The organism is Shewanella psychrophila (genome assembly GCF_002005305.1).
In the GTDB taxonomy this organism is placed as follows: Bacteria; Pseudomonadota; Gammaproteobacteria; order Enterobacterales; family Shewanellaceae; genus Shewanella; species Shewanella psychrophila.
The window spans coordinates 5,040,198-5,059,936 of sequence record NZ_CP014782.1 but is presented as its reverse complement, the minus strand read 5'-3'; the positions used below and the strand labels follow the sequence as shown (position 1 = coordinate 5,059,936).

Below are 19,739 nucleotides of genomic sequence, written 5' to 3'. Positions count from 1 at the left end.
TGGAAGGATTAGATAGCGATTCAAGTTCTCTATCCAGGTCGACGAATTAAGATGGAAGGATTCTAAGCATGATGAAAGGAACGGTTAAGTGGTTTAATAACACCAAAGGTTTTGGATTTATCTGTCCAGGTGCCGGTGGTGAAGATGTTTTTGCCCACTATTCTGCCATACAGATGGAAGGTTACCGGACTCTTGCGGCGGGTCAAACCGTCGAATATATGGTTGAAGCTGGTCCTAAAGGCATGCACGCATTGGCCATAACACCAACAGGTGAAATTTCATTAAATTAGGATTAAATGGAGTCAGCATTTAATCCTATGATTTAACAGTAAGATCCCCAATAGGCACTCAAGGATGAGCGCCATAAAATCGAGTGTTACTTAAAGAGAAAACTCGAACCTCTGTTGTAAACTACAAGCATTAAAACAGTATCATCAACCCTTTTGCCCGTTAAGTTCACTCCTTAACGGGATTTTTTTGGGCACTAAACCATCGTTTTACTAGTTGTAGTACATGGCTCTTTATATCTGATGCTTCTTCTCTTCTTTGGTGAAATTCATATTTCTTTCTTTTACCTAAAATCAGAACTCCTCAAGAGTAGAGGGGGACTCGGTTGATTGGCGAGGGTTAGTTCATGAATTTTGCGATGAGGTGGTAGGTGTGGTTACATTCATCTTTGACGAGTTCATGTAGCAGCATGTAGGCGTGGATCATGCCATCGAATTGGTGATGTTGTACCTGAATGCCTGCATCGCTTAAGGCGTTGGCGTATGCTTGCCCTTCGTCCCGTAATGGGTCGCAGCCTGCTGTGATGATGAGCGTCTCTGGCATCGCTTTGGAAAAGGGGCCGTAGAGTGGTGAGGCTTTTTTGATTAGCTCTTCATGTTGAACGGCTCGGCCCGAGTGCTCATCAAAATTCAGATTCGGATGATCGTCCCAGCTCGATCTAAGATTATGGTTAGCACTTTCCCCAAAGCTATGGCCATCGCTTCTCTCAACACTTGCCCTAATGTCCTGCTCAACACATTTTTCAATACTCCCTTTAAGGCTTTGAGCTGAATTTCCGCCAAAGCTCTGCTGAAAATACTGCTGAAAGTACCAACGCATCTTGTCTTGTTCCAGCAAGAAACCCTTGCCATTACTCTGCACCGATGGGCAACTCATGGTGTAGTCGACGCTTGGGTAGATAAGGATCTGCTTGTCTATCTTGATGGCGCTGTTCTTCAAGCCGTTCATGGCCAAAGTTGTGCAGATGGCGCCGCCTGCACTGTCGCCGACAATGGCAACTATATTGTTATGACACACGTTACCCAGCACTTGCTTATAGTTGATCAAGGCATGCTGACAGTCATGTATTGCCGCCGGATAAGGATGCTCAGGGGCTAATCGATATTCGACGCAGATCACTACGCTGTGCGCCGCTGCTGCCAGATTTCTGCTGATGGGATCGTATAGCTCGACACTACCGCACATGTGGCCGCCACCATGAAAATGCAGGATAATCGGCAATTTCTCGTTCGGTGCAGGGCTATAGACACGTACCTTTAGTTCTCGCCCTTCAAATTTCAGAAACCTGTCTTCGATAAATGCGATTTCAGGAGAGCTGGTCATAAAGGCGGCCAGCTTATTCAGGTTGCCGCGTATTAGGCTGGGGGTAAATTCAACTTGATTGCGTTTCCCCTCGGCTATGGCTACATTGGCCTGCTCAAGAAAACCTTCTAGCTTCGGTGATATTATGCCTCGCATGGGGTTAACTCCTTAACTTTTCCTGTTTCCGGTAGTAGATAGCTGCCGATAAAGAAAGTGCTGCTGAGCAAGGTTATCAGAATAAACGAGGCGCTATAGTCTCCATCGTTGATATCGACTAACTTGCCAAAGAGCCACAAGATGATAGTAGATAACAGGTAACTGATGGAATAGAAAAGACTGAATACCACTGTAATTCTTTGTCCCGTCATGCCCGGTAACTCATGGGGGATAGAGACCAGAGCCGTGACCGGGAAGAAGATGAAAAAGCCCAGAGTGATGGCCGACAGGGTTTGTACCCATAGGTCGCCGCTAAATGACAGGCCGAATATGGACAAAGTGATTATAATGCCCGACAGGCGGATTATCGGCAGGCGCAGTGGCTTACGCCTGCTATAGAGTATTCCGGCTATGGTGCCAAGGATACCAAAACCTATCACCCACTTACTCTGGCTTATTCCTGCCTTGGGATAGAAGGTAAACAAGCAGATATAGAATGATAACAGGCCAGAATAAGTGAAGCCGTAAGCCCAGTTAAACTTATCTTTGAGGCCATCCATGTAGCTGTAATGTGTCTCGGCTGAGGCATGACTTGTGTCCTTGTGGGGATCGGTTTCGAATTTTACCAGCAACCAGGCTGCAGCGAGCAGTAAGCTGGAGACAGAGAAGAGTATCAAGCTGTTCTGCCAGCTGCCGGTGAGGGCATTGATATCAGCCATGGACCACAAGATGATGGCAGTCCCCACATTAAAGGCCACCGCATTGATGCCGTTCACCACAGGACGCTCTTCTGGGCTAAACCAATGCATCACTATGGGGTTGAAGTAGACGATCATAAATGCGCCGCCGAGCCCCATCAAGAAGCGACTTAAAAGCAAGAACTCATAGTTAGGCGCGTAGGGGGTCATTAGGCCGGAGACAATCAAGAGACTGGCGATCAAGAAGGCATATTTGACCCCGAATTTAATCGTAATTAAGGCCGCACCGAAGGTGCCGACTATCTTTGCCAGAGTCACGGCGCCGCTGATAAAACTGGCAGAAGCCAGGCTGTTTATATGCATGGAAGCCATTATCTGATCCATGCTGGCAGTGCCGCCAACCCAACCCAGGCCATGGCAAATAGCACATAGCTAAGAAAAATCAGGGATTCGACCAGATATTTGTTAGTTATTTTCATAGAGTCTAGCTTCAAATCTTATGTGGATACTGAGACTCAGGTTATCCGATGAACCTGGATAAATAAGTACTACCTTAGTTCACTACATAGAGTCATCCATCATGTTATGCTGGATTTATCAAATGGTTAACATCGTGTTTTGGCTGGCAGATTTCTGGCTTGGTTAACCTTATTTATTTTCCGGGAGTAAACCCTTGCTAGCTTGGCTGTCTCTAGATACCTGGTTGATCTCTTTTATCTCTATTGCCTATTTGGGTCTGTTGTTTGTGGTCGCTCAATGGGGCCAGGGGCAAGCTAAAGCTAAGTGGGCCAGCAGACCTTGGGTTTACAGCCTCTCTCTGGGGGTGAGTTGCACCTCCTGGGCGTTTTACGGCACAGTTGGGCAAGCGGCGACCACTGGGGCCTGGCTGGCTCCCATCTACATAGGTTCCATCCTTTGCTTGGTACTTGCCTGGCCCATGTTGATGCGAATGTTGAAGATCATCAAGGCGGAGAACCTGACCTCTATCGCCGATTTCATCGCCTGTCGCTACGACCGCTCGCCTAAGATAGCAGCCACAATCGCCATCGTTTCCTTGCTAGGTACCATTCCTTATATCGCGCTACAGCTGCGGGCAATCAGCACCAGCTTCGACTTGCTCACCGGCACCTTTCAGTCGGGAATAAGCACAGCCTTCGTGGTGACTCTGGTGTTGATCGTATTTAGCATTCTTTTCGGTACCCGCCAGATAGCCGCTAGCAAGCAAAATCAGGGGTTGGTACTGGCCATCGCCTTTAGCTCTGTGGTTAAGTTGTTTGCCCTGACTACAGTGGGTATTTTTGCTACCTTCTTTATCTTCGATGGCTTCGGCGAGCTACTGACCCAACAGGCGAGCCTAAAACAGCTTCCTGACAGTGGCTCACTCTATTTCGTGGCGATACAGATCATTCTTGGCGCGATAACCATCTTTATCTTGCCCCAAGAATTTCACATGATGATGATCGAAAATCATCATGAGCATGAGCTGAAGGCGGCGCGTTGGCTGTTTCCTCTGTATCTTATTTTGATCAATGTGTTCGTGTTGCCCATCGCCATAGCGGGTCAGCTGACCTTCCCCGGTGGCAGCGTCGATGCGGATACTTATGTGCTCACTATTCCGCTTTTTTATCAGCAGGCCTGGCTGGGCGTTCTGGTTTATGTGGGCGGTCTGGCCGCAGCGACCAGCATGGTGATTGTGGCTGCGATTGTGCTCAGCACCATGATCTCCACCGAGATCTTAACTCCCTTGCTGCTACGCCATCCCAAGTTTAATGCCGAGCAGACGCCACAGTTAGCAGGTGTACTGCTTAACCTGAGACGGGTATCCATTGGGGCTATTTTACTGTTCGCCTTTGCTTTCGAGCGATTTATTGACCAGCAGAATCATCTGGCGGGGATCGGTCTGCTTTCATTTGTCTTATTATCTCAATTTGCTCCGGCGGCGGTAGGCGCACTGTTTTGGCGACAGGCAACATCTAAAGGCGCCTTCATCGGCCTAATAGTTGGCAGCTGTGTCTGGCTTTACAGCCTCTTGTTGCCGGTCATTTTTCCCGAGGCCAGTTGGGTTATTTTGGGCCCCTTGGGTATAAGTTGGCTGACACCGACATCTCTGTTTGGCTTAACTTGGCTAGATCCTATCACTCATGGGGTGTTCTATAGCCTGTTGGCGAACTTGAGCAGTTATCTCATCATCTCACTGTTATCTCGCCGAAGCGTGGGGGAGACCATACAGGCCGAGCTGTTTTTGAATCGTAGACAGAGTCAGTTCGAACGTCACCTGTCGGTGGATGATTTATATAGCTTGTTGCATCGATTTATAGATAAAGAAGAAGCCGGTAACCTGCTAGCGTACGCTAAGCAACAAGAGCTTACAGATGCGTCCTTCAATGACAGTAAAGGAGAGCATAAATTAGAGAGTCGGCGAGAGAGTAAGCGTGATAAAAACAGCGATCAGCTAGTGGAATATACCCGGCTTAAGCTCTCTGGGATTTTGGGCTCAGCATCTACCCGCATGGTGATGAAGGCGGCGTCATTTTCTCAAGAGGTACCCCTAGAAGATGTGGTTAGTATCGTCGATGAGGCCAGCCAAATCTTCGAGTTTAATCGTGAGCTATTGCAGTCCGGAGTGGAGAATATCGAGCAGGGGATCAGCGTGGTCGACGCCGACATGCGTCTGGTGGCCTGGAATCAGAGGTATATCGAGCTATTGGGGTATCCAGATGACTTTGTTAAGGCGGGGATCCCCATCGAGGATTTGATCCGCTTCAATATCGAACATGGGGTGATCACCGGCGATGAGACCAATAGCTTAATTCAGCGACGCCTAGAGCATATGCGTTCGGGTAACGGCCACTATTTTCAACGAACCTTACCAAGCGGGGTAGTGCTGGAGATCCGTGGGCAAGCTATGCCTGGCGGCGGTTTTGTCAGCACATTCTCAGACATTACAGCCCATATTCAGGCCGAGAAAGCGCTGCAGCTGGCTAACGAAACCTTAGAGAAGCGTGTAGCGAGTCGCACCCACGAGCTAGCAAAGGCCAAGGCCGAGGCGGAAGCGGCGAACAGCTCTAAGACCCGTTTTCTTGCCGCCGCCAGCCATGATTTGATGCAACCTTTCAATGCTCTGACGCTGTTTACCGATATGCTTAAGCAAAAGGTCAAGTCCACCGAGCTGGTGGACCTTGCCGCTCATATCGAAGACTCACTCAATGTTGTGGAGAACCTGCTGTCTGACTTAGTTGAAATATCCCGCCTCGATGGCAGCTCGCAAAAAGTGGAACTGAGTCATTTTGCCATCGATGACCTGTTATCGACGTTAACTAACGAGTTCAGCGCCCAGTCCAGGCAAGAGGGCATCAATTTCAGTTACGGGTTTTCCAGCTGCTTCGTAGAAACTGATCAGCGAATGCTGAGGCGCATTATTCAAAACTTCCTCTCCAATGCATTTCACTACTCACCAGTAGGTGGGGTTATAGGCCCAGTGTCTGCCAGCTCACAGGCAGGTGAAACACTCACAGTGGCAACCGATTTTGAGCCCAGAGTAGTGCTGGGAGTGAGACGCTTCAAAGAGCATGTCTCGATTCAGATATGGGATAATGGCCCGGGTATTCCTGACGATAAACAGCAGGCGATTTTTGGTGAGTTTGAGCGTTTAGACCAGACTCGGGAGATCCCCGGACTGGGTTTGGGGTTAGCCATTTCCGACCGTATCGCTAAGCTGCTTGATCTTAAGATCAGCCTACACTCTGAGTTAGGCCGAGGTACTTGTTTTGCTATTCAGATCCCTAGAATCGACAAACATAAGCGTCGTAGCAATATTGTTAGCTTTCCAGCTGGTGAGGGTCAAACGACTAAGACACAATTTAACATCGCTGTGTTGGTGATAGACAACGATGAGCTGATGCTCAAGGCCATCTCGTCTCAACTCACCGAGTGGGGCTGTGATGTTTTATCTGCAAAGGATGAAGCCAGTGCGCGACAACTTCTGTCGCGTCAGAGCGAAGCTCGTAGTCAAATGCCTAAGCTTATCATCGCTGATTATCACCTCGACGAAGATCAAAACGGCGTCGACTTAACCCAACGCCTACTGGGCAGTCACGCCGGATTAACCAAAAGTCCACCCAGCTGCGTTATCTGCTCGGCTGATCCCTCGGAGCAAGTTCGCCAACACACAAGTTCGGGCGGTTTTGCCTTCGTGCGCAAACCGGTGAAAGCCATTGCTTTGAAGCGCATGATTAAGAAGTTGCCATAACCTTGGCAAGAACCAAGGTTCAAATTCTTATGGTTTGATAGTCAGGTAGCTGACTTGTCTAATAACAAGTTACTGAAATATCTGTTGTGGGTTCATTGGGCTAATTCGGTATTTGGTTATTATCTGGTAAGCATGACTTCATTGTTATCTATTGCTTGCAGCAGGCAGATATCTAGATACTTCTGTGGGACGCCGGCTCTTAATTTCATAAGAGTTGTCCCTATACGCTCTGCGGTTTCATCCTTGAAACCGAAGCCCACAGCCGCATCTACATCGGATGATTAATCTCTTCGATTAGTATTAATGTGTCAGCTAAGCACGTTTATGGACAAAACATGCTGACTTGTCGGATCACAAGTTACTCAAGTATCTTTTGAGCTGGGTTCATTGGGCTAATTTTGTACTTGCTAGCGAACCAAATACCATAGCTTCATGTTTATCTATCACCTGCCGTGGGCTTAGTGCAAACACTTCTGTGACACGGCGCGCTATCTATTAAAGGAATGGGTCCCTATAGCCTCAGCGACAGCATCGAGTTTAATTAAACTGACATTGATTAGAAAAAGTATCTTGGTTTATTTGACCCCCCTAATTATCTCCAAGCCTTTGTCGATGATTTATATACGATTAAGGCGAGGGGTGAAGTGCATCGCTACTGGCCTTACCTTTGCACCATTGACCACAGTGATGCTGTCTTTTGAAGGCACACATAGCATCCCAACGACCACTAATACCACTGTATTGGCGGCGAAACTCTTTTGCTGAGGTTATCCAGGCATCGGATGAGATACCAAGTTCATCAAGTAATTTAGGACGACTTGAGTCGATGAAACCTTTTTTGTCTGGCCTAATGGCTCTGCCAGTCCAATCGATAAGTTGTAAATAATCACAGAAATGAAATGGGACACTTGATTGAGTCGCTAAATGAGCTGCACCATCAAATTGGGCAAGGGGTTTGAGTCGCTCACTCGAGGTTAGTTCTGATTCATCATTTGGTTTAGTGTCTTTATCAGGTGTATTTAGCTCGTTAATGCGCTCCTGAATAGACGTATAATCAGAAGCTTGAAGTGTGTTAGCAATCCCTGCTCTAATAGGGTTTAAATCAACATACATCATGCAGGCTAATAGTGCTTGTTCATCAAGTAGAGCTTGTGACTTAAAGCGCCCCTCCCAGAAAGCCCCTTTACATCCATCCTCACGATTGGCTCTACGCGCTATCTCTTCATTGAGGCACCTCATAAACCAAGAGATGCTGGATAGACGTTCGTGCCACTCAGCCAATAACCCATCAAGTAGTAAACGCTCCCCCTCGATTAAGGTCTCTTAAGGTCTCTCCATTCATAAATTTAGTCGCTACATCATGCCCTTTTGTCACCTTACACCATCGACTAATAACCTCACGGTTACTCAATGACTTGGCTTTGTCGGTATCGATTTTAAGGACTAAATGATAGTGATTATTCATCACCGCATAGGCACAGACATCAATACAAAAAATAGCAGATAGAGCCTTAACTTTATCGACAATCCAGCCGCGTCTATGCTCGTAGCTTTTACCTGTGAGTTTATCCTCTCCGCACAAAAAAGCCCTTCTAACACAACGATTTATTATGTGGTAAAACGGAGTCGATTCTGCATCGATAAGGATTCTTCGAGCTGAAGTCATAATCGTTATCCTGAACAAAACTAAGTTGAGGTAACTTAAAGCCTAGTAGAGGAATAAGCTAAAGCACAAAAGATTTGGCTGTCCCGACTTCTCTTCGTCTAATTTAAAAAAAGAGGCTAAAACACAGGGTCGGACAATAGTTAGTTAGCGATTTTGCTAAATTAGCTTTTAGACGGAATACTTGAAGTATGGAAAAGCCTATACTCAAGTGGTCAGAACCACACTATCCACTACTGTTGCTTATGTTAGTTACCAAGATTCTCTAGGTATTTTACGAACGCAGTAAAATCACCTTTGTCTGCTTCCTTAAGGCAAGAGATATAAGCTTTGCGCTCTTCGCTCACTTTCTCTAGGTTGCCCTCTGCCCAGTTAATTGGTGGCTCTTCTAGTAGAACTATGCGAACTACATCGGTAAATATACGCGAGTGCCTGCCATTACCATTTGGGAAAGGATGAATCTCAACAAGCTTGTGCTGTATGCGAGCGCTGAGCTCTAGATTTGAGAAGTGTTTGAACTCTACCCAGCACTTAGCATCTTCTAAAAAGTTGTGGAGCTTGGGCCTGATTTGGAAGGGATCGCAGCCTATGCTTAACTCTTTGTTTCGAGTGGTCCCGGCCCAGGTCCAGACATCACCAAATAGGTTTTGATGGAGGGCAAGAACAAACTCAGCTGAGAAAATAGAATCCAGCGTTAGGCCAGAGATACCGCTAACCCATTGCTGGCCTGCTAGTATATTGGATTGTTCAAGTTCATTAAGTTGTTCTCTTGTTGTTACGTGTGGGTGTTTCAATCCTTCCATATCATCAGGATCAAGCGGTGTAGTACCTTCTGGCTCATCAATGATCAAAATACTTTGTCTTCCTTATTTTTACCCCATAGCTTACGCCCACCGGCACGCATAATTTCTTCGGCTAGTTCACTTATTAAGATATTTTCTTTCTCTTTGCTAACTGATTGCGCCTCTAGAAACATATTTTTAGATGCTTTTTTTACCTCTACTTTCGCAACCTTAAGCGCACGCTCTTGCATTGTGTCAGATATAGCCTTTTTAGGCTTTAGAGTGTATGAGAAGTCACAGTCTAGAGCTTCAGCTAGTTGCTTTAACTGATTTAGAGTTATGTCGCCATCAACTTCGCGCCTTTCAAGGACTGAAATTCTATTTCTTGTCAAACCAGCTCTATCTCCTAGCTGGGCGCCTGACATATCAAGAGCTTTTCTTACTGTCCTAATCCAGCCCTCTTTAGGTGTTGAGGGGAATAGCGTTCCCTTCACTGCATCAACCAGTTCTCTGTACTGTCTTAAAACCGTTTTCTTAACGGGTTGTTGCTTGTGCGGATTGCTTTGAAAAGAGTACATAGTAACCTCGCCTTCCATTATTTATACCTTAAGTGTACTCGAAATTAGATACACTTCCCACCTTTACGTATTCAAATATGATGACGTAAATGTATTTTATGTATCGAATTATGGATACGAATCTGGTGTTATTGTACTAAATTTTAATTACACCTTAATAGTAGATGTATGTTAATCAAGATACGAATTTTGCTTTGTGTATTTGATTTCAGGTACAAATGATGGGTTGACGCATCCTAAAACAGATACAAAAAATGGATTTCCGTATCTAAAAAAGGATACTAGATTACAGCTAGCGTAATCGAATTGAGATACAAAATAACTCTTCATTGCGTCCTTTTTGTGTTTAAAAGTTAGGTGATGTAAGTAGCTAGCGTAAGGCAATGGGGGCAAAATCGTGTGATAAACTACCGTTATCGCTTAGAACTTGATGTGAGGTTAATTATGATTTTCCAAGATAAGGATACAAAAATTCACTAACTTCTCTTGAAGCGACACCAATATCAACTTTTATGCCCTCTTTCTCTAGAGCATAAATACCCTTTCCATTGTTCCTTTCATCAGGATCTAGAAGAGCAACTACAACTCTCTTTATTCCTGATTTAATGATTGCAGAAGAACATGCAGGAGTTCTTCCAACAAATGAACATGGCTCAAGAGTGACATATGCAGTCACTTCTTCCATAGGACCATCATAAGCACTAATAGCTTCAATCTCAGCATGATTGCCACCAATTTTTTGTGTGCATCCTTCAGCAATGACTTGCCCGCCTAGAACGAGAACGCAACCTACAGGAGGATTTGGTTGGCATTCAGGTAAAGCAGCCTGAGATATCTGCAATGCTTTAAGCATAAATACCTTGTCTAGATCCATCTAAAGTATCCTTTTAAACTTTTGGCATACATTAACAAATCTATGGCAAAAGTGGTGTAATAAAGATGAGTTCACTAACTAAGCTAACAAGGAATGGGGCAAAAGTGAGTTACTAAATACTAGCCATAAGCCACAATCGAAGAGAGAAATCCCCCTGTGTAGATGCGGCTGCGAGCTTCCAAAACAGGGATGTTTTGCTAGAGCCCACACGGACGTGTTCACGGTGTCTCGCAGAAGTAGCTGCACATCCCCCGCTGGGAAGCGATAGATTACCATGAAGGTTCGACCTTCAAACCCACTTCCAAATATAAAACTAGCCAAATGAAGCAAGAGAAAATGTAATCAGCCTTCATTCGAAGGCTAGCAAGTTTTGGGGCATATCCGTGTTAGCGAACTAACAAATATCCTTAAATCGAAGAGAAAAATAACCCTGTGTAGATGCAGCTGCGAGCTTCGATTTCAGGGTGAGATATCACGAAGTGATACGCTTCGAACAAGAGGAAGGGATGGCGAACTGGCAGTTAAACATGGAAGTTATTGGAAATCGCAGAGCCGACATGGCCAATTTTGTTCCATATAAAATTTGGCATTCCCTCCATCCTTGGAAGTCAGATGTACTCGCGGCGACTCGCAGAAGCATCTTCATATAAAGTCACTCATTCACATCCAGGTGATCGTGACATTCGTAAATCCATTTACAGCACCACTGCAGGCGATTCGAACCGCTCAACAAATAATCCAAATTACGACAACACCAGCCCAATGAAACCAAAAGCGTTAGCCGTTATTACGCCGCAATAACGCAGAGGGTTGTTGACTAAAGTCATTTAATCTAAATCTATCTTAATACTGGCGACATCTTACTGACATGTAAAAAGCTATAATCTTGTTCTTATTTGGTGTTTGCGTGTCTTGTGTTTAGTGCTTTGCTTACGTCATATTAGCTGCTAACTTTAAGATATTTTTCGGGGAGATATAAATGAAGTATTGCCAGACTAGTTTGTTTTTCATGATGGTTACAGCCTTCGGAGCCAATGCCGAGGGAATGAATCTGCAGGTCAGCCAGCCATATACTAATACCCAGCTGTCTTCCGGTTCCGGTGCTGTTGTTAACGATGGCGATATCTATGTCGTTGGCGATGATATGCAGTGGTTATTTGTAGTCAATAAGGGTTATCAGATTATAGATAATTATTCTTTGTCGGACAGTAAAATGGCTCCGAAGGGGCGGATTGAGAAAAACAATAAGCCTGATTATGAGTCTATGACTAAGCTCAATTATCAAGGCAAACTTTACTATTTAGCATTTGGTTCTGGTAGTAAGAAAGTTAAGCGTGAGCATGGGGTCTTGATGTCTGCCGATGATCACAGTAAGCAAATTTTCTCTTTGAGTCCCTTGTATAAATCTTTATATGCAGCATCTGGTATGAGCGGAAAGCAAAAGATTAATATCGAAGGTTTGGCGACGAGTGATGATATGGCTTATATCTTTAATCGAGGCAATGAAGGTAAAAATATCGTTTTTTCATTGAAGTTAGATCAGATGATGGACTTCATTACTGGCAAGAATCAAAGTTTGAGTTCGCTTAAAGCAGTAGATATCGCGCTTCCTTCTATTGGAGGCTTCGAGGCAACCTTATCCGGTGCTGATTATTGGCCTGAAGGCCAGAGCTTAGTGTATTCAGCTTCTGTTGAAGGCACTGACACCGCGGTGGGTGATGGCGAGGTACTGGGTAGCTTTATTGGAGTGCTACCCATCGAGAAGCTTGCTATGAATACAACTAAGCTTGACCTTACTCATACTGCAAAAAGAGTGACTTCACAGCAGAGACCTTTGATCACTAAGATTGAGTCAGTGGCCATCGATAAGTCCAATCAAGATGGTGTGCAGGGCTTCCTTGTCAGCGATAACGATGATGGCACTAGCCAGTTTTTCAGTTTTAGCTTAACCAAGTAATCTTTAGCCTAGTCATTATTGAAATCTCTTAACTAGTCGTTAAAGATTGGAGTTAATTTGATTTATGTAAACCAACAACCCCGAATCGAAGAGATTAATACTCAGGTGTAAGTACGGCTATGAGTGTCCGTGACATGGCCGTTTCGTAACAGCCATGTCCCTAAGACATTTGTGAATCCATTCACATCAGATGTCACGGTCTAGGTTATGAATAAAAGTCGAAGAGACAAACCTCGGGTGCAAGTGAGCTCGAGGGCTTCGGTTTCAGGGTGAGGTATCACTAAGTGCTACTCAACAAACATACTACCCAATAACACACTACTCAAAAAACATACTAAGCCCGATGAACCCTAAACCAGCGTTAACTGTAATTACGCCACAATAACGTCATTCTCCGGTGGGGTGATCATTAACTGCTGATAAACCAGCCCAGCCTGAGTGAGGTTATACACCTCAAGTTTGAGCAATATGGCCGACACATGCTTCTTGACTGTGGTTTCCTTGATGTCGAGATCATAGCCTATCTGTTTGTTGAGCTGACCCGCTGCGATACAGGAAAGTACCGTGTATTGCTGTGGCGTGAGTTGAGCCAGTTGCTTGGCTAAGCGCTGATGCTCGGCGGCGGTTTCCTGATCGGCGTTGATTGAGGTGTGTTCTGGTAGCCAGACTTCGCCGTCGAGTACCTGTTCTATGGCTTGGCCTATAAGGGTCAGGTTGGCGGATTTAGGGATGAAGGCGCTGGCGCCAAAATCGATGGCTTTGCGCATGATCTCTGGTTGATCGTCCGATGACACCATAATGACGACTAGATCCGGGAAGTGGTTTTGTAAGAGGGTCAGGCCAGTGAAGCCATCGTTACCTGGCATATGCAGATCCAGGAAGACTATTTCCAGCGAGGGGGTCTGCTCTACTATAACTAGTAGATCCTGAAAGTTCTCAGCCTCCAAAATATCGGCCTTGTCGACACTCTCAACCACAGCCTGTTTCAGTGCTGCGCGAAACAGCGGGTGGTCATCTGCGATGGCGACTCTTGCCTGTGACATATTCAACTCCCTTGGTGTCTTCTACTCTTTATCAGAGTAATAAAGTAATGCAATAACACACTAACGGTATGTTTATATTTTCTCAACTGTAAGCAATTTAATAATAAGGACATGTGCTTCTTCATCTTAGAAGCTGTACCCCACTGTGAGCGAGATGGTCCGTGGGTCGCCGTAATAGCCGATTAAGGTATTGTCGCCGCCTAGACCCGGCAGGTAGCCACCATCATCGGTAGGCGTGACGAAGGCGTAGGTGCCGACCAGATATTCTTCATCTGTGACATTCTTTAGGTGTAAACCGGCAGTCCAGTTACCTTCGTTACCATACCAGTTGAGACCGAAGTTAAGCAGACCATAAGCATCCTGACTGAGCAGATTGTCGACAACGGTGAGATCATATTCGCCGCGGTAGTAATAATTACCATTGAGTACGAAGTCGCCTATGGCAGTGGTAAAGTCATAGGTAAAGCCGGCGTTGGCCGTGGTGTCCGGAGTGTTCGCTACGGTATAGGTGTCGCTGAAGTCGATTTTATTGCCATCTTCATCATAGGAGATGACTTCGTCGAATGATGAGTCGATTAAGCCAAGGGTACCGAACAGGTTAAGTGATTCAGTTGCCGCGTATTGGATCTCGAGTTCCAGACCGCTTGCGGTCGAGGTTCCTATGTTGCCTAGGCGCTGATTTAAGTCCGCAGCATCTTCGCCGGGGAGCACTGTTACGAACTGTCTGTCTTTATGATCCAGGTAGAATACCGTGGCATTGACCCTGAGGTTGCCATTCCACTCACTCTTGATCCCCATCTCGTAGGAGTCGACTATCTCTGGGTTTACCGCAGGCTCTGGCCCTGTGGCTCTTGGATTGAAAGTACCGGACTTGAAGCCCTGTGAGTAGCTGGCGAACATCATCATGGTATCGTTGTACTGATATTCGATGCCGACTCTTGGGGTGAAGCGTGACCAGGTTTCGCTGTCATCGAGCACCAGAGGAATACTGGCATCGATAAGGTCTTCATCTCGTTCAAATCCTGGAACCCAACCGGTCTCGGGGTAGATGCTGTCGAAGATGACGCCGTTATACACAGTGGCATCTTTGGTTTCTTCGGTGTAACGGGCACCTAAGGTCAGTGACCATTGATCGGTTAAGTTGTATGAGCCTTGCACATAGGCGGCATAGCTTTCGCTGTCGTTACAGCCGCGTACTTCACGGGTCAGGCCGCCATAGGCCATAAAGGCTTCTTCTAAGATGGCATCAAAATGCCCACAGGAGTCACCCTTGAAGTAGTAAAGGCCAGAGGCGATGGTGAGATCTTCGGTGTCATAGTTGACCTGAAATTCCTGAGAGAATTGCTCGTCATCATAGATGGCGGGCACGTCGAAGATACGTAAGCTGGTATTATCAAAATCTATGTTCGTGGGCGAGTAGCTTTCACGGGATGCGGTGACCGACTTGAAAGTCCATTCATCGTTGATGAAATACTCTAACGTGAAGCTTAATCCTTCGGTCTCGACCTTGTTCCAGGTTGGCAAGCTAGTATAGGAGTCGTAGACGCTGTCAGGCACCGGAGCATCGGTAAGAATACTAGGCAGTAGGCGATAACCCCCTTTGGCGTTGGACTCATCCTGTGTCTTGTCATAGTTCAGACGCATAAACAGATCGTTTGTGGGTGTGTACTCCAAGGTCAGGCGACCGGCCATCACATCTTTGTTGTAGTTTTCTTTATCCTGATCTGGGATAGCCGAGGTTATGAACTCACCATAGCCGTCACGTTGCAGGCTGGAAAAGGCGAAGCCTAAGTAGAGCTTGTCATCTACCAGAGGATATTGGCCGGCAATTTTGAAATCCTGATGAGCATAGTTGCCCAGCGTGGCATTAAGGTTAAGCTCGGCGTCGTCGGACATCTTCTTGGTGACATATTTTATCGCACCACCTATGGTATTTTTACCGTAAAGGGTTCCCTGAGGTCCGCGTAATACTTCGATTCGCTCGACATCGAGAATATCCAGCACTGCGCCTTGAGGGCGGGCCATGTAGACATCGTCAATATAGATGCCGACGCCAGGCTCATAGCCCCAGAGTGGATCATCCTGACCCACGCCACGAATGAAGGCGGTGAGGGTTGAGTTGGTGCCCCGACTGCGCTGCAAGGTTGTGTTAGGCGAGAACTGCTGCACTTCGGTGACCACGCTGATGCCATTCTCGGACAACTGCTCGGCGCTGACCGAGGTCACTGCGATAGGTACGTTCTGTAGACTCTCTACCGTCTTACGGGCGGTGACCTGGATACGTTCGAGAATAGGTTGCTGCTCTGCTGGGTTTTCTTCTTCGGCAGCAAGAGTAAGCTGACTCGTGAGTGCTGTCGATATGGCTAAGGCAAGGCAGCTTAGCTTGATAGTATTGAGTTCCATAGAGATTCCCTGTTTAGTACTTAACTGGCTAGGTACTTGTTATTATTTTTATTGGTAATGACTCTATAGCAACGAGTTAAAAATTTAATCGGTACTATAGTAGTATACGTTTGTTAATGATTTGATTGGGTTTTGTTGGCTTGAGCCTAAATCTTCCAAAACTTGATGATCTCGATAGCACCGCTTACTGGCGATGCCAGCAAGAATGGCGCTTCTACTCCACCATTTTTCTGCTTGGGACTAACGGTCAGTCCATGGCCGATATTGTCAATTTGTACCAGCTCAACGGCGATGTTTTGGCTTTGGTCTTGCCATTGGGTCGTCTGATACCCAAGGTGTTTAATGATCTTAGGTGGGCTGTCTATCTGCTTTAGCGAGACCCATTGTTCTGCGAGTCTCTGGGCGTTGACCGGGTTAACTACCTTGTCTTCGCCTCCCGTCCATACGGTTAATAGGGGCCAGAATTTCTGGTGAGGTTTAGCCTGCGTAACTAAATTGGATAACTCTGAGGCTGGCTGTGGTGGCCCCTTTCGCATGCAGGATATTGCCTTGATCAAGCTGTCGGCGCAGGGAAAGGGCAGGCCTGCTACTACGGCGCCTGCGGTAAACATATCCGGATAATTGACGAGTAAGGCGCTGGTCATGGCGCCACCAGCCGATAACCCCAAGATATAGATTTTTTTTGCCTTGAGTCGCTTTTGGAAGGTCAGAACCATGTTCTTAATGGAGAGCATCTCGCCTGAATCCTGGTTGGTGTCTTGCTGGGAAAACCAGTTGAAACACTTCTTGATGTTGTTGTCATAACTTTGCTGGGGAATGAGTAGACTAAATTTGTGTTCCTTAGCCAGCGCTATCAAGCCACTCTGCTCAGCCAAGATCTCGCCGCTTTGCTCGCAACCATGAAGCAGAACAACCAGCTTGTCACTGCTGGCTACTGGGCTGAAGTAGCTCACCGTTAATTCTCCTGGGTTGTCACCGAATTGCATCAGAGGAGTGAAAGGTGCGCTTGCGTGTGCAGTGCTAGTCCATATCAGCAAGAGTAGTAGCAGAAACGGCATCAGCAACTGCTCAGAGAAACATCTCAGGCTGATGGTTCTGTATGTTCCATATCTTTTGTTAGCTGTAGCTGGTTTCAATCGTGACCAGCAAGAGATTAAAAAAAGCATTGTTAAGCCCCTGTTAAATCTTATGTGTTCAAGATGCTGAATTTTTAGGCTGCTCACAATGGCTCTTTAGATCTATAAGGCAGGATTTTGGCTAAAGGAATATGCAATGACTGTGGTTGTGGGCGGCTAGTGTTTGAGTCGTTATCCTGAATAGGTTTCAGGATCCAGCTTGAATGTTTGAGGGAGTGGGGGGTGAGAGATAATCTTCTAGAGGCCGATGATATTCCAAGTATCTTCGTGCATTATCGAAAGCTCCTAGGATTTAGATCCTAGGAGCTCAGTTGTTATTATGGTGTCACGACATTAAACCAGAAGTTGAAGTCGTCCAGCATACCGAGAAACTCCTTGAACTGTTTCTTATCACCACTGATCTTCACTGTGCCATTTTTGATGGCCTCATCGAAGCTGAACTCTTTTAGCTGAATACTGTTCATGGTTTTCATCGACATCACTAAAGCGACATCTGGTTTCTTTACTTGGTTTTGGCTATGGTGGAGAACGGCATTCTCGACCGTTAAGGTGTACTTACTCTTAAGATCGGTAAAGTCGATATTGATATCAAACACTTTGCCCGCGGCTTTTGCCGAGTTGAGCCTGACCGCTAAGAAATCAAACAGCATATCCGGTGTCATGGCGCGAATGGTATCAGGCGTTGCCGTTTGGGTGCCTCCCGCTGTAGGCACACCATTTCTCAGTTCATAGGCACCTTGCAGGTACACTGAGCGCCATGGGCCAGATTCAGCTTGATAGCCAAGTTGCTCGAAAGCATCGGCCAGCAACTCTTTAGCTGGTAGACTCTTAGGGTTAGCAAACACGGCATGTTTCATCACTTCAGCAACCCAGCGATACTCTCCTTTATCAAATGAAGCCTGAGACTTTTTAAGTACAGCCGCTTCACCGCCCATAAACTCCATGTACTTTTTAGCGACCATCTCAGGTGGCAGATTGTTTAGGTTTGAGGGATTACCGTCATACCAGCCCATATATCTTTGATACACGGCGCGGCTGTTGTGGCGAAGGGTGCCGTAGTAACCGCGAGTGGGCCAGTTTTGTTCAAGCTCGGCAGGTAAAGTGATCATCTCGGAGATCTCTTCCCCCGTATACCCTTGATTCATGAGGCGAACCGATTGGTCATGGGTAAACTTATAGATATCACGCTGTTTTTTAAAGTAAGGGATGATATTTTCAGTGTCCCACACTGGCCAGTGATGGCTTTGAAATTTTACTTTAGCCTGACTACCCCATGTATCGATGGTTTCGTCGAGAAAACTGGCCCAAATCAGTGCATCTCGTACCTGAGCGCCGCGCAGGGTCAAGATGTTATGCATGGTATTGGTGGCGTTCTCTGCCATCCAAAGTGCTTTAAAGTCAGGGAACCAGGTATTCATCTCTGCAGGGGCTTCACTGCCTGGGGTCAGCTGAAACTCCATATTTACCCCATCAATATTGAGTTTTTCGCCCGTTTTAGTTATCTCGTGGCTAGGAAGTATTAGACCTGCGAGCCCAGTTGACACTGTCATCCCCAAGCCACCATTGACGCCGCCTTTGGCATTACGGGGGAGCATGGCGCCGTACATGTATATGGCGCGGCGCCCCATGGCGTTACCGGCGATCACATTTTCTGATACTGCATGTTCGGTAAAGTGTTCGGGTGAGATAATTTGTACTTTTCCTGACGCAACTTGCTCAGGGGTAGCGATTCCTGTTGCGCCGCCATAATGATCTATGTGGCTATGGCTGTAGATAATGGCCACTACGGGGCGCTCGCCTAACTGTGCATTGATAAAGTCCAACGCAGCCTTTGCTGTCTCGGGGGAGATCAGTGGGTCGAAGACAATCCAGCCTGTTTTACCTTTTATGAAGGTAATGTTGGATAGATCGAAGCCACGAATTTGATAGATGTTGTCGGTGACCTTAAATAGACCATGCTGTATTACAAGTTGGGCGTTTCGCCACAGGCTAGGATTAACAGTATCAGGCGCATCCTTATCGATACTGATGTAGGTCTTGTACTGCTCCAGATCCCAGACTACATTTCCTTGAGCATTCTTGATGGTGACAGTATCAGGTTTGGCGATAAAGCCTCGCTGAGCATTTTCAAAATCTTGTCTGTCATTGAAGGGAAGGGCTTTAAGTACCGCGGTATTGGCTTCCTTGGTATATTTTGTGGCGGGTTTTGACTGAGTTTCAGCAATACTCGAGTGAGGTAAAACCAGAGACAATGCCACTAGCAGCGCAAGCTTAGATCTATTCATTACAAATTCCTTTTATAACAGAGAGCGAAAATCTGATTGAAATCATTGGTAAAAGTATAGTGAACTTAGCGGGGGGTGATTGATTTATCAACAGCTAAAGGAATGATAAGGCAATATTTACTTAGGCTTTTTACTAAGGGAATGCTTTATGAAAGAGAATATTTCGTTTTGTATCTGAAGGGGCTGGATTCCGGCCACAAACGTGCCGGAATGACATGACGTTTCAGTTTTTGTTTCTGTGCTTTGTGCTTTGTGTCTTAGTCGTCATCCTGAACTTGTTTCAGGATCCAGCTTGAATGCTTTCCCTGTTGTCACCGTCATTCTG

At 46.2% G+C, this 19,739-nt stretch carries 13 protein-coding genes and 1 pseudogene; 4 read left to right on the top strand and 10 right to left on the bottom strand.

All coding sequences use genetic code 11. From position 1 onward, the window contains the following. The first annotated feature begins 68 nt into the window (after positions 1-68). Complete coding sequence (locus tag sps_RS21955) at positions 69-290, top strand: cold shock domain-containing protein (RefSeq protein WP_077754431.1); 222 nt, start codon at positions 69-71, stop codon at positions 288-290. Positions 291-627: 337 nt separating this feature from the next. Here sps_RS21955 and sps_RS28985 read toward each other — a convergent pair whose 3' ends face one another. Both sps_RS28985 and sps_RS21945 read right to left on the bottom strand, forming a co-directional pair. Then, complete coding sequence (locus tag sps_RS28985) at positions 628-1,746, bottom strand: alpha/beta hydrolase (RefSeq protein WP_077754430.1); 1,119 nt, start codon at positions 1,744-1,746, stop codon at positions 628-630. Further along, positions 1,734-2,816: an MFS transporter gene (locus tag sps_RS21945; RefSeq protein ID WP_237157910.1), complete on the bottom strand. Its 1,083-nt coding sequence runs from the start codon at positions 2,814-2,816 to the stop codon at positions 1,734-1,736. Before sps_RS21945 ends, sps_RS28985 begins: the two co-directional genes overlap by 13 nt. A gap of 301 nt (positions 2,817-3,117) precedes the next feature. On the opposite strand from sps_RS21945, the gene sps_RS21940 reads away from it, so the two are divergent. Beyond that, positions 3,118-6,693, top strand: a complete 3,576-nt coding sequence (locus sps_RS21940; RefSeq protein ID WP_077754429.1) for a PAS domain-containing hybrid sensor histidine kinase/response regulator — start codon at positions 3,118-3,120, stop codon at positions 6,691-6,693. Positions 6,694-7,320: 627 nt separating this feature from the next. On the opposite strand, the pseudogene sps_RS21935 reads toward sps_RS21940, so the two are convergent. The 4 genes and pseudogenes from sps_RS21935 to sps_RS21920 all read right to left on the bottom strand — a co-directional run bounded on the left by sps_RS21935 (position 7,321) and on the right by sps_RS21920 (position 10,590). Beyond that, positions 7,321-8,359, bottom strand: a pseudogene (locus sps_RS21935) (transposase). A 245-nt stretch (positions 8,360-8,604) separates the two neighbouring features. Then, complete coding sequence (locus sps_RS21930; RefSeq protein WP_077754428.1) at positions 8,605-9,207, bottom strand: mobile mystery protein B; 603 nt, start codon at positions 9,205-9,207, stop codon at positions 8,605-8,607. Then, complete coding sequence (locus sps_RS21925) at positions 9,204-9,734, bottom strand: mobile mystery protein A (protein ID WP_237157909.1); 531 nt, start codon at positions 9,732-9,734, stop codon at positions 9,204-9,206. The genes sps_RS21930 and sps_RS21925 overlap by 4 nt, the downstream gene beginning before the upstream one ends. A gap of 424 nt (positions 9,735-10,158) precedes the next feature. Next, the gene (locus sps_RS21920) at positions 10,159-10,590 is read right to left on the bottom strand and encodes a bifunctional diaminohydroxyphosphoribosylaminopyrimidine deaminase/5-amino-6-(5-phosphoribosylamino)uracil reductase RibD (RefSeq protein WP_077754427.1); all 432 of its coding nucleotides are present in this window, start codon (positions 10,588-10,590) and stop codon (positions 10,159-10,161) included. Between the two features lie 612 nt (positions 10,591-11,202). Between sps_RS21920 and sps_RS28285 the strand changes: the two genes are divergently transcribed. Further along, a complete protein-coding gene (locus tag sps_RS28285; RefSeq protein WP_149027332.1) occupies positions 11,203-11,391 on the top strand; it encodes a hypothetical protein in 189 nt (62 codons plus the stop codon). A gap of 178 nt (positions 11,392-11,569) precedes the next feature. Further along, positions 11,570-12,547, top strand: coding sequence for a DUF6929 family protein (locus sps_RS21915; RefSeq protein ID WP_077754426.1), 978 nt, complete (start codon positions 11,570-11,572; stop codon positions 12,545-12,547). A 371-nt stretch (positions 12,548-12,918) separates the two neighbouring features. On the opposite strand, the gene sps_RS21910 is transcribed toward sps_RS21915, so the two are convergent. From sps_RS21910 to sps_RS21895, 4 genes are all read right to left on the bottom strand, one after another. Next, the gene (locus tag sps_RS21910) at positions 12,919-13,590 is read right to left on the bottom strand and encodes a response regulator transcription factor (protein WP_077754425.1); all 672 of its coding nucleotides are present in this window, start codon (positions 13,588-13,590) and stop codon (positions 12,919-12,921) included. 126 nt (positions 13,591-13,716) lie between these two features. Then, on the bottom strand, positions 13,717-15,993 hold the full coding sequence (locus tag sps_RS21905) for a TonB-dependent receptor (RefSeq protein ID WP_077754424.1): 2,277 nt from the start codon (positions 15,991-15,993) through the stop codon (positions 13,717-13,719). A gap of 146 nt (positions 15,994-16,139) precedes the next feature. Continuing rightward, on the bottom strand, positions 16,140-17,051 hold the full coding sequence (locus sps_RS21900) for an extracellular catalytic domain type 1 short-chain-length polyhydroxyalkanoate depolymerase (protein ID WP_077755816.1): 912 nt from the start codon (positions 17,049-17,051) through the stop codon (positions 16,140-16,142). Positions 17,052-17,446: 395 nt separating this feature from the next. Next, positions 17,447-19,414 (bottom strand): alkyl/aryl-sulfatase, encoded by a 1,968-nt coding sequence (locus sps_RS21895; protein ID WP_077754423.1) that lies wholly within the window; start codon positions 19,412-19,414, stop codon positions 17,447-17,449. Between the last annotated feature and the right edge of the window lie 325 nt (positions 19,415-19,739).

What these genes read in the sequence shown, in the direction of transcription:
- sps_RS21945 (WP_237157910.1), bottom strand. Translation starts at nt 2,816, where the DNA reads ATGGCTTCCATGCATATAAACAGCCTGGCTTCTGCCAGTTTTATCAGC.
- sps_RS21955 (WP_077754431.1), top strand. Translation starts at nt 69, where the DNA reads ATGATGAAAGGAACGGTTAAGTGGTTTAATAACACCAAAGGTTTTGGA.
- sps_RS21895 (WP_077754423.1), bottom strand. Translation starts at nt 19,414, where the DNA reads ATGAATAGATCTAAGCTTGCGCTGCTAGTGGCATTGTCTCTGGTTTTA.
- sps_RS21910 (WP_077754425.1), bottom strand. Translation starts at nt 13,590, where the DNA reads ATGTCACAGGCAAGAGTCGCCATCGCAGATGACCACCCGCTGTTTCGC.
- sps_RS21905 (WP_077754424.1), bottom strand. Translation starts at nt 15,993, where the DNA reads ATGGAACTCAATACTATCAAGCTAAGCTGCCTTGCCTTAGCCATATCG.
- sps_RS21920 (WP_077754427.1), bottom strand. Translation starts at nt 10,590, where the DNA reads ATGGATCTAGACAAGGTATTTATGCTTAAAGCATTGCAGATATCTCAG.
- sps_RS28285 (WP_149027332.1), top strand. Translation starts at nt 11,203, where the DNA reads ATGTACTCGCGGCGACTCGCAGAAGCATCTTCATATAAAGTCACTCAT.
- sps_RS21900 (WP_077755816.1), bottom strand. Translation starts at nt 17,051, where the DNA reads ATGCCGTTTCTGCTACTACTCTTGCTGATATGGACTAGCACTGCACAC.
- sps_RS21915 (WP_077754426.1), top strand. Translation starts at nt 11,570, where the DNA reads ATGAAGTATTGCCAGACTAGTTTGTTTTTCATGATGGTTACAGCCTTC.
- sps_RS28985 (WP_077754430.1), bottom strand. Translation starts at nt 1,746, where the DNA reads ATGCGAGGCATAATATCACCGAAGCTAGAAGGTTTTCTTGAGCAGGCC.
- sps_RS21925 (WP_237157909.1), bottom strand. Translation starts at nt 9,734, where the DNA reads ATGGAAGGCGAGGTTACTATGTACTCTTTTCAAAGCAATCCGCACAAG.